This window comes from Vreelandella sulfidaeris (assembly GCF_042429665.1).
In the GTDB taxonomy this organism is placed as follows: Bacteria; Pseudomonadota; Gammaproteobacteria; order Pseudomonadales; family Halomonadaceae; genus Vreelandella.
Map to the genome: position 1 here is coordinate 78,771 of NZ_JBHMAC010000005.1, position 16,063 is coordinate 94,833.

Genomic DNA, 16,063 nt, shown 5'->3' on the forward strand with positions numbered 1-16,063 from the left:
ACCTTAGGGCAGTAAAAACCCGTCATCAGTTAAAGATTTCGTTAACGACATCTTCCACATCATATTTCTCAGCCAATTCATTTAGCTGAATACGAGATCTTTCAAAAAACTCCTCTCGATCCGGATCGGTAAAAGTTACGCCGAAATCATTTTCCAATATTGCAATATCTTCTTCAGTTTTCTCAAATGCTTTATCAATATACTCAGGCTGGACGACTTCGCGCGCTCTTTCGATGGCCTCTTTATGTTCATCAGACAGTGCGTCATATCGTTCGTTATTCATAACAACAAAACCAAGATCCAAACGGTGCTGTGTTCTAGCAATATACTTCGCTACCTCACCAAACCGCTGATCAATCATGGCATCCAGGCTATTTTGCGACCCGTCTGCGACGCCTGTCTGTAGCGCAGAATATACTTCGTTAAAGGCAATGCTCGTGGGGTCAGCACCTAAGTTGCGCCACCACTCAAGCTCAGTAGACCCTGTGCCACTGCGCATTGTTTGACCTTCAAGGTCTTCAACAGAATTAATGGGGAAGGTGCTAATGATATTTCTTTCCAAGCCTCCCTCATACATAACGGTTTTTAAACCAGGGTTTTCTATCAGCAAATCTTCGAAGTACGAGAGCTCACCCTCTGTATTGACGATAGATTCAAAATGCTCTCTATCTTTAAATAGATAGTAGGCACCCAGCACTTCAAACACGGGATTTTGTTCAGCGAACCAGCCTGAATCTGAATAGATCATATCAATATCACCAGAGATGACTGACTGATATAAACTAGAGGCGTTACCAAGAGTGCCGTCGGTGTGAACGGTGACTTCGATCTCACCATTACTCTGACTTTCAATCTCTTCACCAAATGCTGTAAGCGCTTTCGCTAGCAATGAGTTCTTGGATGTAATTGTCGCGGCTACCAACTTCACTGTTTCATCGCTTGCGGAAGCTTGCTCAGAATCCTCATCCGAGCAACCACTAATGACGGTAAACAAAGCGCCTGACAACAACAGAACTGTTGTTTTGTGCAATTTGGTCTTTTCTAAGATCATTGTTTTTTCTCCTTTGACACAAACTAAGCATTGAACCCGCTCTTGTAGGATTTTATCAGCGGTCCATAACGGTGAGTTTCAGGGCGACTTCGTAAAAGCGCCGCAAACAATATTGGCGGTGCAAAAATCCAACCAATGTAGGCAGTCGCATACAACAGCCGTAAAAACCGAGAGCACTGAATTAGTGACCTGCAATTTCTCACTACTGTTGCTCCTATTCACTCCTGCTGTCATCAATGGCCTCTCTCAACACCCTGCATCGCAACACAATGGCTTCAGCCAACAATGTTGTCAATTAAGTAAATTCACAAAACCCATGTTTAGAAAATATAAAAAAATAAGCTGTTGATATTTATACCATTTAAAAACAATTAACCCTTTAGTCTATATGCATATATAAACCAGATAACTTGACAACATCTTTTCCAATGATGATGCTCATCGTCATAAAGGCAGCGACAAAACACCTATGCCGCAAAGGAGTGAGTACAAAAATGACACCTGACGAAATCGCCTCGAAAATGAGCGGGGCCTGCGTATCGCGCCCTGGCGGGACCGAAGCTATCTTGCCGTCAACAGCCGTACAAAATCATGCCGCCTTCCTTTCCGCACTTCCCGATGGCGCCCTGCTTTGCACGTGGTTCGGGGGAACACTCGAAGGCAAGTCGGATATATCAATTCACGCGTCAGTGCTGTCACCTAATGCAGATACTTGGGGACACTCGCAACGCCTTACCGACGATGCGGCCCGGTCTGAACAAAATCCAATCATCTTCATTTCGCCCGAAGGCGACATAATTCTTTTCAATACGGCTCAACCTTCGGGCAATCAGGATGAAGCCCGGGTGATGATGCGCAGGCTTGAGGTGAAGAGCGCGGATGTAACTAGCGGCCCCAGCCGTGACCTGGGCTTGCCGGATGGAACCTTTATCCGCGCCCCCTTGAGTGTTAGGCCGAATGGCGACTGGTTGCTGCCCCTATTTCGCTGCAACCCTCGCCCAGGTCAGCGCTGGAATGGCAGCTACGATACGGCTGCAGTAGCGGTCTCGAAAGACCAAGGCGAAACGTGGGCAATTACAGACGTGCCTGATTCGCCAGGGGCTGTTCACATGTCAACAGTGACGCTCGATAACGATAAGTTGGTAGCCTTCTATCGCCGCCGCCAAGCAGATTTCGTGCACCGTTCAGAAAGTCTCGATGGCGGTCAAACCTGGACACCACCCACGCCCACCGACGTACCTAACAACAACTCTTCAATTGGCGTGACACGGCTCGCCGATGGACGAATCGCTATGGTCTGTAATCCAGTCTCAGCTGAAATGTCTCAGGACCGCCGCGAGTCTCTGTATGACGAGCTAGGTGAGGAGGACGATCGCCCAAATGCGTCGGGTGGCTGTCAGCCCATATGGGGTGTTCCACGCGCACCCTTGGCGCTATGCCTTTCCGAAGACGACGGACGCACCTTCCCTCACCAAGTCGTGATCGAGGAGGCCGCAGGCACATGCCTCTCCAACAACTCGGTGGACGGCCAAAACAAAGAGCTGTCTTACCCTGTCATTCTGCAGCGAGACAACGGGCAGGTGGAAATCGCCTACACCTTATATCGCCGAGCTATCAAGCATGTTCGGCTAAACCTTGATTGGATCAACGGAGCAGCCGTATGAGCGATACTCTCGGTATTACGATGGGCGACCCCGCTGGAGTCGGCCCCGAAATAACCATCAAGGCGCTGGCCGAGATGACGCCCGAGGAGCGATCGAAAACGCGCGTTTTTGGCAACCTGGCGACGTTAGAGGCAGCCCAAAAGGCAGTGGGTACGTCCCTTGATCTTTCAGGCTTAGTCGAGGATGTAGACATTCCGGGGGCTCCATTGCCTTGGGGCCAACTTAGTCACGCGGCTGGGGATGCCGCTTTTCGCTTTATTGAGACGGCGGTTCGGGCGGCTCAAGACGGCTCGATAGGCTGCATTGTCACAGCGCCCATCAATAAGGAGTCGTTAAACGCAGCCGGTCATCATTATGATGGCCATACAGGCATGCTACGCACTCTAACGGGATCGGATGCGGCCTACATGCTGCTGGCATCTGAGCGGCTGGAAGTGATCCACGTATCGACTCATGTCTCACTAAAAGATGCCATTGAGCGCGTCACTCCCGAGCAAGTGCTCGTAACGATTCGCGCCGGCTACGAGCATATGCGCCGTATGGGCGTCGAGTCTCCCCGCATAGCCGTCGCAGGGCTGAATCCTCACTGTGGCGAAAACGGCTTATTCGGCAATGAAGATATTGAAAAGATCAAGCCAGCCGTCGCCATGGCCCGAGATGAAGGCATGAACGTTGAAGGGCCCATTTCAGCTGACACTGTCTATTATCGCGCCTACCAGGGTGAATTCGACTTAGTGATCGCCCAATACCACGATCAGGGCCATATTCCGATCAAGCTAATCGCCTTCGACTCGACGGTGAATGTCTCAGTGGGGCTGCCGATCGATCGCACGTCAGTCGATCACGGCACGGCTTTCGATATCGCCGGCACTGGTAAGGCCAACCACACCAACATGAAAGCTGCCATTGCCTATGCGCGCAAATTGGTAGCAGGCAGGTACCCATCATGACAACCAACGATTTCGGCGGCGTGTATTGTGCCGCCGCCACCCCCTTTACCCAAGATGGAAGCCCTGATCACGCCGCGTTTGCACAGCATTGTCATGCGCTGATCGAAGAAGGCTGCGACGGTATCGCCCTCCTCGGTACAACCGGCGAAGCAAACTCATTGGGCTTGCAAGAACGCCAAGAGCTTCTGGACCGGGTGATTGAAGCGGGTATCGCTCCATCGAAGCTAATGCCAGGAACGGCACAAACCAGTATAGCGGACACCGTAGCGCTGACGCGTCACGCAGTCGACGCTGGCGTAAAGGCGGTCGTGCTGCTGCCCCCCTTTTACTACAAGGGCGTCAGTGACGAAGGGCTCTTCCGCGCCTATGCCGACATTATCGACCGGGTCGCCGACGACCGGTTGCGAGTGATCCTTTATCACATTCCGCAGATATCCGGGGTCGCAATTTCGCAGGCGCTCATTACTCGCTTGCAAGCCGCCTACCCAGGCATTGTGATCGGGATCAAAGACAGCTCCGGTGATCTTGAAAACATGCGCCGCACCATCGCGGAGTGTCCGGACTGCGCTGTGATGGCCGGGGCAGACCCTCTGATGCTGCCGCTGCTGCAATCGGGAGGCGCTGGTTGCATTACGGCTAGCTCTAATTTGGTCGCGGCGGATTTACGGATCGTCTTCGATGGATGGAATGATCCCGCTCAGCAGGCTGAGGTCGAATCAGCACAAGCGCGCATTAATGCATGGCGCGAACTGACCAACGCCTACGTTCAGCTATCCACCGTCAAGACGATGCTAGCCCGTCGCCGGGGCTTGGATAGCTGGACACGCGTCCGCCCGCCGTTCGTAGAGCTTTCTGATGAAGAGCGTGCGTCGGTCTTGACCCGAATGGAACAACTTGAGCATGAGGACAAAGCATGAGCGCAATCGACAAACCGATCACTATTCATCAGCCTAAGCAGCTAGAAGTGGGAGCCGGAGCCTCTGCTCGTTTAGGCTCATGGGCGGCTGGGGTCGAGCAATCGCTCGTCATTGCCGACCAGCACACGGCAAGCTATGCCGACGCCCTGAAGCTACCGGGTAACGTAACCGTATTCGCTGACGTTACGCCAGAGCCCGACACCAGTGTACTTGAACGAGCGATGGCATTCGCGCGCGAGTGCCAGCCTGATCTGGTCGTGGGCCTCGGCGGCGGCTCGGTGATGGATATCGCCAAATTGGTTGCCGCACTATGGGACAGTGAACAAGCACTCAAAGAGGTAGCGGGTCCGAATCGCGTGCAGGGGCGCCGCACTCTCCTCGCCCAAGTGGCCACAACCGCCGGTACCGGGTCCGAGGCGGGTATTCGCGCCTTGGTCACTGATCCAGATTCGAAGTCGAAAATAGCCGTTGAAAGCCCCTATTTGCTGGCCGATTTCGCCGTACTCGACCCCGTGCTTACTTACTCTGTACCGCCTGCTGTCACCGCGGCAAACGGCATTGACGCCATGGCACATTGTGTCGAAGCATTTACTAACATTAACGCGCACGACCTGATTGACGGCTATGCGCGCATGGGAATGTCCTTGATCGGCAAATACCTGCCCCGTGCGGTCGCCGATGGTCAGGATACCGAAGCACGCGCCGGCATGATGCTCGCCTCGTATTACGGCGGAATCTGTCTAGGGCCGGTAAATACCGCCGCGGGCCATGCCCTCGCCTATCCATTGGGAACACGCCTCAGTCTTCCACATGGCCTGTCCAATGCGATCATTTTCCCACACGTGCTTGCTTTTAATGAGTCAGTGCACTCAGAAAAGACGCGCGAAATCGCAGATGCGCTGGGGCTACACTTTGACGGCTCCACTGGATCGCTATTCGACTCCGCTTATGCCTTTTGTCGTGATCTCGGTGTCGAGATGCAGCTTGCCAAGCATGGGGCTCAAGAGGAAGACCTGTCTACATGGGCCCAGGAGGCGCACGGTATCCGTCGTTTGATGGACAATAATCCACGCAACATGACCGTTGACGATGTGCTTGCGATATACCGGGCCGCGCTCTAAATCACGACACTTAATAAACCACTAAGCCTCAGCTACATCGCTTTGAATAGCCAAAGCTATCGCTAGGCCTTCAGGTGAATGGAAATAACGGTTCAGCGAACTAAAAAAGAGATCCCCTATGGCGCCCAAGACAGAAGCTTTGAAACTCATCATTATTGCTGACGATCTCACCGGCGCACTCGACTCTAGCGCAGCATTTGCACGGTATGGGTTTAGCACCTATGCCGTGACCTCACCAGAGGCCATCGCGCGCGTATTGGCCGAACGATGCCCAGAGGTGTTGGCCGTCTCGACACAAACACGTGACGCCTCCTCAGAGAATGCTAAAGAACGAGTTGCTCAAATGATGCGGGCACTGCCTAGCGGCACACTCATTTTCAAGAAGGTTGACTCCCGGCTCAAGGGGCCAATCGCCGCTGAGCTTGACGAAATCCCTTACCGTAAAATCGTCGCTATGCCGGCGATCCCGCAATTCAACCGGATCGTTATTAACGGCTGCGTCAGCGGCTTTGGGGTGGACGCGCCGATTTCGGTCGGCGACGCGCTAGGCCACCATGTCAATAACGCCTGTATACCCGATACACTGCATGACGAAGAGATGGACCAGTGGATCGGCGCCTATGCCACAGACACCCTATTTTTGGGTGCGCGCGCGCTCGCAGAACGCTTGGCAATGCACATGGCCGACCACGCGAGTCCGCAAGACCTGCCATTGTCGTTCCCGCCAGCGCTGTGTATAACCGCAGGGTCAAGGGATCCAATTACCTTGGCTCAAATTAATTCGTTACTCTCAACTAAACGCGATACCGTACATATACCAGCACCCAACGGCTGCTTAGATGCAGAGCCACAGCAAAATGCTCGCATAACCGTCTTGCAGGCCACCCCCGGCGCCACATCATTGCCGTCTGCAACGGTTGCAACAAATCTCGCTGCGTCGCTCAAAAGGCTTACCCCCGAGAATGACGTTACGTGGTTTCTCACTGGCGGAGCGACGGCTGAGGCTGTGCTGCTAAGTAACGATATATTGGAAATGCAAATACTCGGTGAAATTCTTCCCGGCCTTCCCGTTTGCCGCACCGAAAACACTGTATTTATCACTAAGTCGGGTGGCTTTGGCGCGGATGATACTCTTATAAGAGTCGCCGAAATGATTTGTAAAACTTAACGGAAAACCGCATGAGTGAACAACGAGACTCCACACCGGGACGCCGAAGCTTAGGCGAGATGATTTATGACCAGTTGCAACGGGCGATCAAGTCAGGGTCCTATCAAGCTGACGAACGCTTACCTACCGAGCATGAACTCGCTGCTGAATTTCAGGTATCTCGCCCTATTGTGCGTGACGCGCTGCAGAAGCTGCGAGAGCAAGGGTTAATCTATTCACGACGAGGCGCTGGCAGCTTCGTTCGCAGCGTCGGCCTGCGTCAGCCGCTGGGATTTGGTCAGATTGAAAACATCGCTGATTTAGAAGATTGCTATGATTTTCGCCTGAGTGTCGAGCCGGAAGCTGCCGCCAGAGCAGCAGAGAGGCACAACGAGGAAGACATTAAACGCATTAAGTCCGCCTTGAAAATACTTCGCGATGCAACCAACCGTCGCAGACACCATGAGGACGCTGACTTTCAGTTTCATTTAGCCATATCACACGCGTCAGGAAATCATTATTACGCAACCGCAATGGAAGCACTGGAAGACCACATTGCCGTCGGCATGCAATTTCACGGGCTCTCACTAAAGGCAACACCCGGTGGCCTTCAGCATGTGTTTGAGGAGCATAAAGCTATCGTTGAGGCGATCGAGCAACGCCACCCCAGTGTTGCGCGTGACCTTATGCGTGAGCACTTAACAGGCTCGCGTGACCGCCTGTTCGAAGGGAAGCGACGCTCCTCTATGTCAAGCCCTCCCTCAGAGGCAAAGTAATTCTTATGCTCTTGCCTGGGCAGCGACGTCACTATCGCTATGAGAAAGCGCCTGGCCACTACTTTATTTCTACCAGCACAGCCTCATGACCTCACCACACACAAAAAACGCCAAGTACGTCGGATGCCTGCAAGGCTGGGTGAATGAAGAGAGGTTCGCAGGTGCCAGCTTTGATTAGCAGCGGGCGCTGTGCTTCTCCACTTTTTATAGGCTTCACAACAGCAGTTGTGATTTACCCTTTTTCTCGGCAACCTATTGGTCATTCGCGCCTTAACGACACTCTTTATTAGCTGAGCACCGCTGCCATGCCTACCGCTTTTGACCAAACGCTCGACGCCATTGATGCCCTGCATGCCGAGGACCCACGCTCCACGACGCTTGCTGATGGCACGTCCATGCCCCAGGAACTCGCCTACGCTCAGCGCATGAGCGACTGGCTAAACCGCGTGCATGATGCCCCAGATGAAGTGCTGCGCCTGGCAGTGCGTGCCCAGCACTTACAGCGCTGGCTTGTGCCCCGGGCAGAGTATCCTGAAGGGCGCGTGGGGTATTTAACCTGGCGACGCGATCAAGGCAAACGTGCAGGTGACACCACCGCCCAACTAATGCGCGAGGCCGGCTACAGCGATGCAGACGCGGAGCAAGCCAAGGCGATGATTAACAAAAAGGGGCTCGGGCGCGACCCTGCCGTGCAGGCGCTGGAAGATTCTGCGTGCCTAGTATTTCTAGAGAACTACTTTGCCGATTTCTCGCGCAAGATCGACCACGATCACATGGTGCGTATTGTGCAGATGACCTGGCGCAAAATGTCGCCGCGCGCTCATGAACTGGCCTTAACGCTGCCAATGTCCGAGACCTCAACCGCGCTAGTAAAAGAAGCCCTGGGTGTGGAGTAAGGTACGCAGTAAAGCGCTACCGTGAGATGCAGCCAGAGAGCCTCTGCGGTAAAGTAACCGTCTTCTTTTATTGCGCCCCCGGCACTGACGGCTTGATCAACTATGATTGCACCCCTGGATACGCGTACTGCCCCGTTTGAACGCCTGAGCAACGAGTATGTACGTTTTCTAAATGCGCTCAAGACGCGCGGTTTTGAAGGCGAGATTGCCCCGGACTACGCTCACCGCACCGTACTGGCCACGGACAACTCGATTTATCAGCGCTTGCCCCAGGCGGCCGTCTACCCCAAGCATGCCGAAGATGTAGAACGCTTGGCCAAACTCGCAGCACAAACCACCCACCGTGGGATTGTATTAACGCCAAGGGGCGGCGGTACCGGCACCAACGGCCAGTCGTTGACCGACGGCATCGTGGTGGATGTTTCCCGCCATATGAACAAGATTGTCGAGATCGACGTTGAGAACCGCCGGGTGCGCGTGCAAGCCGGGGTGGTGAAAGATCAGCTCAACGCCGCACTCAAACCTTACGGCTTGTTTTTCGCCCCCGAGCTATCGACTTCCAATCGCGCCACCATCGGCGGCATGATATCAACCGATGCCAGCGGCCAAGGCAGCTGCGAATACGGTAAAACCCGTGATCATGTACTGGAGCTCGATACCATTTTGCTGGGTGGTCAACACCTTCACAGCCGCGCGTTAAGCGCCCATGAAGAGCAGGCCCAGCGCCAGCAAACAGGCCCTCTGGGGCGCGTGCATGCGACGGCCGCCGAGATTATCGATCAGCAAGGCGACTTGATTGCCGCCAAGTTTCCGCCGCTTAATCGCTGCTTAACCGGTTACGACCTGGCCCACCTCCGCGATGACCAGGGTCAGCTTAATCTCAACAGTTTGCTGTGCGGCTCAGAGGGATCATTAGGCTTTCTCAATGAAGCAGTGCTGAATGTACTGCCGATTGCCAAGCACTCCACACTGGTTAACGTGCGCTACGTAAGCTTTATGGACGCCCTGCGGGACGCCAAGGCGATGATGGCATCAAGCACCCCCACCTCTATCGAAACCGTTGATGACACGGTGCTTCAATTAGCCATGGAGGACTTTGTCTGGGACAGCGTGGCGGAATTTTTCCCCGCCACGGGCAGCACACCGATTCGCGGCATTAACCTAGTTGAATTTAATGACAACGATGAAAGCGCTCTCGCCGAACGGGTACGAACATTCACCGAGCATCTAAGCCACGACACCACCGTAGAGCGCCTGGGATATACCCTGGCCGAGGGGCGCACGCAGATTCAGAAAGTGTACGCCATGCGCAAACGCTCGGTGGGGCTGCTTGGTAATGTACAGGGCGAAAAGCGCCCTATCGCCTTTGTCGAAGATACCGCGGTGCCGCCTGAGCATCTGGCGGAATTTATTGCCGAATTTCGCGCGGCGCTAGATGCCCGAGGCCTCTCTTACGGCATGTTTGGCCACGTCGATGCTGGCGTGCTGCATGTGCGGCCAGCACTGGATATGAAAGATCCCGCTCAGCAAACGCTGATTCGTGAGATTTCGGATGAAGTCGCCGCCCTTACCCAGAAATATGGCGGATTGCTATGGGGCGAACACGGCAAAGGAGTGCGCTCGGAGTATACGCCCACGTTCTTTGGTGAACTCTATCCCAGCCTACAACGGGTCAAAGCGGCGTTTGATCCTTATAACCAGCTCAATCCCGGTAAAATCGCCTCACCCGCCGAAGGCGGTGAGCTGATAGCCAAGTCCAGCGACCCCGAGCTGCTGACCATTGATGGCGTTCCCATGCGTGGCCAGCTTGACCGTACCATCGACGAGCGTGCCTGGCAGGCATATGACGCCGCGGTGTACTGCAACGGCAACGGTGCCTGCTATAACTACGATGTTGACGACCCTATGTGCCCGTCATGGAAGGCGACGCGAGATCGCCGTCACTCGCCTAAAGGGCGCGCTAGTTTGATACGAGAATGGCTTCGTCTGCAGTCGCTGGCGGGCATAGACGTGGTGGAAGAGTCGCGCAAGAAGAAAGCTGAGGGCGGCTGGGGCTTTATTAAAAGCTTTCCGCTCCGATTGGCCAATACGCTGAGCCGCAAGCAGCATCACGACTACTCGCATGAAGTATATGACGCCATGGCGGGTTGCTTGGCGTGTAAGTCCTGCGCTGGCCAGTGCCCTATCAAGGTTAACGTGCCGCAGTTCCGTTCGCAGTTCCTGGAGGTCTATCACGGTCGCTACCTGCGCCCACTGCGTGACTACGTGATCGGTAGTACCGAGTTTATGCTGCCCAGCCTTGCCAAGGCGGCACCGCTGTATAATGCGATGATGGGGCAGCGCTGGGTAGAAAAACTGATGCGCGCCGGAGTCGGCATGAGTGACTCCCCTGCGCTGTCGCGAAGCAGTGTTAAAAAGCAGCTGACGTCATGGGGAGTGGCAGAGGCAACGCCGGTATCACTATCTCTATTGACCGAACAGCAGCGTGCAAACAGCGTGATTCTTGTTCAGGATGCGTTTACTACCCACTTTGAAGCCAACCTCGTCATGGACGTGGTAGAGCTGCTTTCGCGCCTCAACTTACGCGTGTTCGTAATGCCCTACTCAGCGAACGGTAAGCCACTTCAGGTACAGGGCTTTTTAGGCGCTTTCGAGCGAACCGCCGCCAAACAGTCCGAGCGTTTGCGCACTCTGGCGCGTTTTGATATTCCCCTGGTGGGCATTGATCCTGCGATGACCCTGACCTATCGCCAAGAGTACGTCAAAGCGCTGGGCGATGAGTCGGTGCCGGATGTATTGATGCTGCAGGAGTGGCTGGCGACTCGCATCAATACCCTGGTGCCCAGCCAGCTAATGCTAAGCGCCCCTAGCTTCAAGTTGCTTTCTCACTGCACCGAGAAAACCAACGCCCCGGGCAGCCCCAAAGCTTGGCAACAGGTGTTCGCCGCATTCGGCTTAGAGCTTGAGCTGATGGCTTCCGGCTGCTGTGGCATGTCCGGCACCTACGGCCACGAAACCCGTAATACCGGCACGTCTCACACTATTTATGCCCAATCCTGGCAGCCCCTGGTGGAGTCCAAAGAGAACGCTGGCACGCTATTAGCCACCGGCTACTCCTGCCGTAGCCAGGTGAAGCGCTACTCCGGCCAAACCCTACCGCATCCCCTACAGGCACTGCTAACCGAGGTAAAGCGAGCAACGCCAAAGCATAACTAATATTTATACAAGAAGCCTATTTTGTATAACGTTGAGAGAGCTAACGGCATGCGCTGATAAAAGCTGCCATGCTATGCAGTACCTCGATTTTCAGGAGCTGCCTTGTTGTCTCTACTCCGTACGCTAGCCCGGCTAGGTCCTAGCGTTACCCTAACGATTGGCTTGATATCCGTGGCGGTGGCCCAGGAAAACCGCGTTGAGACGCTGGTGGTCGAAGATTCACTTCGCCTGGAGGTATTACCGCTCACTGGCAGCGTCAATGCACCCCAGACCTCGCAGCTGTCGAGCACAGAAGCGGGGCAAATCAGCGAGTTGACGGTAGAGATAGGCGACAGAGTCACTCAAGACCAACCACTGCTCACTCTTGATACCCGCTACATTACCCTTCAACGCCAGCGTGCCCGCGCCGAACTCGCTCAAGCCGAAGCAGAGCGCGACGAAGCCCAGCGCCGATTGAGCGAAGCCAATCAGCTCTCGGCACAAAGTATTGCCGCCAGCGAGCGTCGTCAGCGCGAAAGCGCTCTGGCGGCAGCACAGGCCATCTTTGAAGCGCGCCAGGCCGATTACGCGCTGACCCAACTGCAGCTAGCGCGTCATCAAGTACGTGCGCCCTTCGACGGCATGGTCACCCAGCGGGAAAGCAATATAGGCGAATGGGTCAACCCCGGCGACACCTTACTTACCTTGGTCGATTTAGCGTCGCTTAGGGTGGATTTCCCCGTACCGCTTTCAGCCTACCAGCGCTTTGAGGGCGCACAGTTAGAGGTACGTTTAGAAGGCAGTGATCAATGGCATTCGACGCGCATCCTAGCGCGCATCCCCCTTGATGAAGGCTCAAGGCAGTTCTTGCTGAGGGCGGTGCCGGAAGCAACGCTGGACATGCTGCCAGGCATGGCAGTGGAGGGCCGCTTGCAGCTTACCGGTGAACGCGGGCCGAGCGTGCCGCGTGATGCGCTCATTCGCCGCCCGGATGGCAGTGTTAGCGTTTGGCTCGCGCGCCAGAGCGATGATAGTTGGCAAGCGTTTGAGCAGCGGGTTGAGATTGGCAGCAGCCACCAGGGAGAGGTCGCCGTGAACGAAGGCCTGGCCGCGGGAGACCGCGTTATTGTCGCCGGTAATGAGCGTCTTGAAGAGGGGCAACGCGTGTCCCTGAGCGACGACTAAAGGAGCCTTCTCAACTATGTTTGCCGCTATTATCCGTCACGGCATCTTGGTGAGCGTGAGTACCTTGATCCTGCTGATTCTAGGTATTGCCGCCATCTGGCGGATACCCGTGCAGATGATCCCCGACCTGGAAACCCGCGTAGTGGGCATCGAGACCCAGTGGCCAGGCGCCACGCCGCAGGATATCGAAAAAGATATATTGATTGAGCAAGAAGAGTTCCTGCGCAATATACCCAACCTTCAGCGCATGGAGTCCACCGCCAGCAGCGGTAGCGCCGAAATTGAGCTGGAGTTTCCCTTCGGCGTGGATCTCACCGAAACCTTGATTCGGGTCAACAACGCCCTCAGCCAAGTCCCCTCCTACCCCAATAACGTCGACCAGCCACGCATCGTCGCCAACTCTTTCTCCGCCAACGCCTTTATGTACTTTAACGTTGGCCCCCGCGAAGGCAATCCGCGCCAGCTGGATATGCCCGCCATGCGCGACTACTTGGAAGATAACGTACGCCCGCGCCTGGAAAGCGTTGCCGGCGTGTCGGAAGTAACGGTATCCGGTGGCGCCGAACGGCAAATGCAGTTGTTGATTGACCCTGCGGCGCTGGTCGCTCGCGAGTTGAGTATTAGCGATATCCAGTCAGCGCTTCGGGCACGCAACCAGGACGTCTCTGGGGGGCATCTGGAAAGCGGTAAACGCCGCTACCTGCTGCGTACCGTCGGTCGTTTTGAGGATATCGACAGCCTCGAAGCGCTCATTTTAAGGCGCGAAGGCGACACGGTCATCAGGCTCAGCGATGTCGCCGACGTGCGCCAATCCTATGCTGAGCTTACCTCCCGCGCTTACAGCTCGGACGGCCAGCCAGTGTTAAGCGTTCAGGTGCGCCGGGAACCGGGCGCCAATGTCATCGATATCAAACGCGCCATGCTCGACGAGGTCGCCACACTTAACGAAGGAATGCTGTCTGAGCAGGGTATGCGCATGACGCTCTCCAGTGACGACGTTCGCTACGTGGAGTCATCGATTGCCAATGTCTGGGTTAATCTGGGCCTGGGCGCGCTGTTTGCCACCCTCGTGATGTACGCTTTCCTGCGTTCTGCACGGGCGACCCTGGCCGGTGTTATTGGCATCCCCATCTGCACAATTGCCGCCTTTCTGGGGCTGCTGTTGGCGGGCCGTACCCTTAATGTTATCTCATTGGCGGGGGTCGCTTTCGCCATTGGCATGACCATCGACAACGCCATCGTGGTGCTGGAAAGCATTGAAACCCAGCGTCGCCGCGGCTTGGCCCGCTTTGACGCCGCACTAGAGGGCGTCAAGCAGGTATGGCCCGCGGTGCTCGCGTCAACGCTCACGACAGTATTAGTGTTTGTACCAATTTTCTTTATCAAACAGGAAGCGGGACAGCTTTACTCTGATATTGCGGTGGCTATTTCAACCTCGATTGTTGTCTCTATGGTCGTCGCCATTATGGTGATTCCCACCCTAGGTGCGCATATTGATTTTCGTGGTAAAGAGAGCACCTCAACGGCTTCGCCGCGCTGGATAAGAGGCTGCTTATGGGTAGTGGATAGCATGATCCGCACTGCATCACGTCGCTTTATTGCCATTGTCCTGGGGATTGCCGGGGGCATAAGTATTTTTTTCTGGCTGACACCGCCGGCGGAGTACTTGCCTGAAGGTGAAGAGCCCAAGACGTTCGCCAGCATGAACGCCCCGGCAAGCTACAATCTGGCCACCATGGATGCCATTGCGCAAACCCTACAGCAAGAACTGGAACCTCATGTAGGCGCTGAGCCTGAGCGATTTGAGCAAGGCGATACCGATATTCCGCCGATTCGCACGATGGGCATTCAGGCCGAAGCTCAAAGCCTAAGAATCATAGCTGAAACCATTGATCCCAATCACATCGACGCCTTGATGGTTGCGCTAACGAGGCGCTTTGAAGCCTACCCCGACATGCGTGCCTTTGCCGCCCGCGGCTCGATTATTTCCAGCAACGATGGTGGCACACGCAGCATTACGCTGGATATCGCAGGCAATGATTTAAACCAGCTCTATACCACTGCGAACGCCATTTATCAGCGTGCCCAGGAAGTGTTCGACGACCCGCACATACAGTCGCGGCCTTCCGCGCTGGATCTGGCCCAACCACTGATTGAGGTTTATCCCGATTGGGAGCGCGCTGCCGAAGTAGGCCTGGACACCAATGCGCTAGGCACCACCGTAGCGGTACTGACGAATGGTGCTTACCTAGATGACTTTTACCTTGAAGACGAAAAAATCGACCTCTACGGTTACGGCCCACAAGCGGGCGATATTGACTTGGACGCCCTTGCCACGCTACCGATCCACACTCCCTCAGGCATTAATGTGCCTCTCAATACGCTTGCCGAGATTCGGGAAACCGTGGGAACCGCTACCCTAAGACGCGTGGACGGCCGTCGTAGCGTCACGCTCGATGTTATTCCACCGCGCAGCGTAGCACTGGAAGCGGGTATTGAACGGATGCAGCGCGAAGTCATCGACCATTTGAGTGACGCAGGCACGCTGCCTGCTAACATCACGGTGTCCGTCACCGGTGCGGGAGACCAGCTAGATGCCACTCGCCAGGCGCTTACCAGCAACGCATTGATTGCCCTGGCTATTGTGTATCTACTGCTGGTGGCAATTTTTGCCCACTGGGGTTATCCACTGCTTATTCTCGCCACGGTTCCACTGGGTGCAGCCGGGGGCATTGTTGGGCTATGGCTGATGAATACGGTGGGCGCGCAGCTGCCAAAAATAGGCTTGAACGCGATTAGTCAGCCGTTCGATATGATCACCATGCTTGGCTTTTTGATTTTAATGGGGACCGTGGTCAACAACCCTATCCTGGTTGTCCATCAGGCGCGGGAGAATTTACGCACAGCGTCCATGGGTGTTCGCGACGCCGTGCATCAGGCGGTCGAGAGTCGCTTACGGCCTATCGCCATGACGACTCTTACAACCCTGTGTGGTCTCTCACCGCTGGTATTTTTACCGGGAGAAGGCACCGAGCTTTATCGCGGCGTCGGTGCTATTGTGCTGTTTGGGCTGCTCGGCACGGCGATCGTCACCGTTACCTTTTTACCCGCCCTGACGGTGGCGGTGCTCAGTTGGAAAACAAAAAGAGCCGTAAGCTAAA

General features: G+C 55.2%; 11 protein-coding genes. 10 read left to right on the forward strand and 1 reads right to left on the reverse strand.

Annotated elements, in window-relative coordinates; genetic code table 11:
• Nucleotides 1-25 precede the first annotated feature (25 nt).
• The gene (locus ACFFLD_RS03205) at nt 26-1,051 is read right to left on the reverse strand and encodes a TRAP transporter substrate-binding protein (RefSeq protein WP_386035501.1); all 1,026 of its coding nucleotides are present in this window, start codon (nt 1,049-1,051) and stop codon (nt 26-28) included.
• A 494-nt stretch (nt 1,052-1,545) separates the two neighbouring features.
• On the opposite strand from ACFFLD_RS03205, the gene ACFFLD_RS03210 reads away from it, so the two are divergent.
• The 10 genes from ACFFLD_RS03210 (at nt 1,546) to ACFFLD_RS03255 (ending at nt 16,062) form a co-directional block, all read left to right on the forward strand.
• On the forward strand, nt 1,546-2,715 hold the full coding sequence (locus ACFFLD_RS03210; RefSeq protein ID WP_386035504.1) for a sialidase family protein: 1,170 nt from the start codon (nt 1,546-1,548) through the stop codon (nt 2,713-2,715).
• Nucleotides 2,712-3,665, forward strand: coding sequence for a 4-hydroxythreonine-4-phosphate dehydrogenase PdxA (gene pdxA / locus ACFFLD_RS03215; RefSeq protein ID WP_386035507.1), 954 nt, complete (start codon nt 2,712-2,714; stop codon nt 3,663-3,665). The genes ACFFLD_RS03210 and pdxA overlap by 4 nt, the downstream gene beginning before the upstream one ends.
• Nucleotides 3,662-4,582: a dihydrodipicolinate synthase family protein gene (locus tag ACFFLD_RS03220; RefSeq protein WP_386035510.1), complete on the forward strand. Its 921-nt coding sequence runs from the start codon at nt 3,662-3,664 to the stop codon at nt 4,580-4,582. The genes pdxA and ACFFLD_RS03220 overlap by 4 nt, the downstream gene beginning before the upstream one ends.
• Nucleotides 4,579-5,703: an iron-containing alcohol dehydrogenase gene (locus ACFFLD_RS03225; protein ID WP_386035513.1), complete on the forward strand. Its 1,125-nt coding sequence runs from the start codon at nt 4,579-4,581 to the stop codon at nt 5,701-5,703. The genes ACFFLD_RS03220 and ACFFLD_RS03225 overlap by 4 nt, the downstream gene beginning before the upstream one ends.
• A gap of 118 nt (nt 5,704-5,821) precedes the next feature.
• A complete protein-coding gene (locus ACFFLD_RS03230; RefSeq protein ID WP_386035516.1) occupies nt 5,822-6,871 on the forward strand; it encodes a four-carbon acid sugar kinase family protein in 1,050 nt (349 codons plus the stop codon).
• A gap of 11 nt (nt 6,872-6,882) precedes the next feature.
• Complete coding sequence (locus ACFFLD_RS03235; RefSeq protein ID WP_386035519.1) at nt 6,883-7,626, forward strand: FadR/GntR family transcriptional regulator; 744 nt, start codon at nt 6,883-6,885, stop codon at nt 7,624-7,626.
• 305 nt (nt 7,627-7,931) lie between these two features.
• Nucleotides 7,932-8,522 (forward strand): DUF4202 domain-containing protein, encoded by a 591-nt coding sequence (locus ACFFLD_RS03240; protein WP_386035522.1) that lies wholly within the window; start codon nt 7,932-7,934, stop codon nt 8,520-8,522.
• 102 nt (nt 8,523-8,624) lie between these two features.
• Nucleotides 8,625-11,738, forward strand: coding sequence for a D-2-hydroxyglutarate dehydrogenase YdiJ (gene ydiJ, locus ACFFLD_RS03245; RefSeq protein ID WP_386035525.1), 3,114 nt, complete (start codon nt 8,625-8,627; stop codon nt 11,736-11,738).
• A gap of 105 nt (nt 11,739-11,843) precedes the next feature.
• Nucleotides 11,844-12,902, forward strand: a complete 1,059-nt coding sequence (locus ACFFLD_RS03250) for an efflux RND transporter periplasmic adaptor subunit (protein ID WP_386035528.1) — start codon at nt 11,844-11,846, stop codon at nt 12,900-12,902.
• A 16-nt stretch (nt 12,903-12,918) separates the two neighbouring features.
• Nucleotides 12,919-16,062 carry an efflux RND transporter permease subunit gene (locus tag ACFFLD_RS03255; RefSeq protein WP_386035531.1) on the forward strand — a complete coding sequence of 1,048 codons (3,144 nt, stop codon included), beginning with the start codon at nt 12,919-12,921 and terminating at the stop codon, nt 16,060-16,062.
• Nucleotide 16,063: the final 1 nt, after the last annotated feature.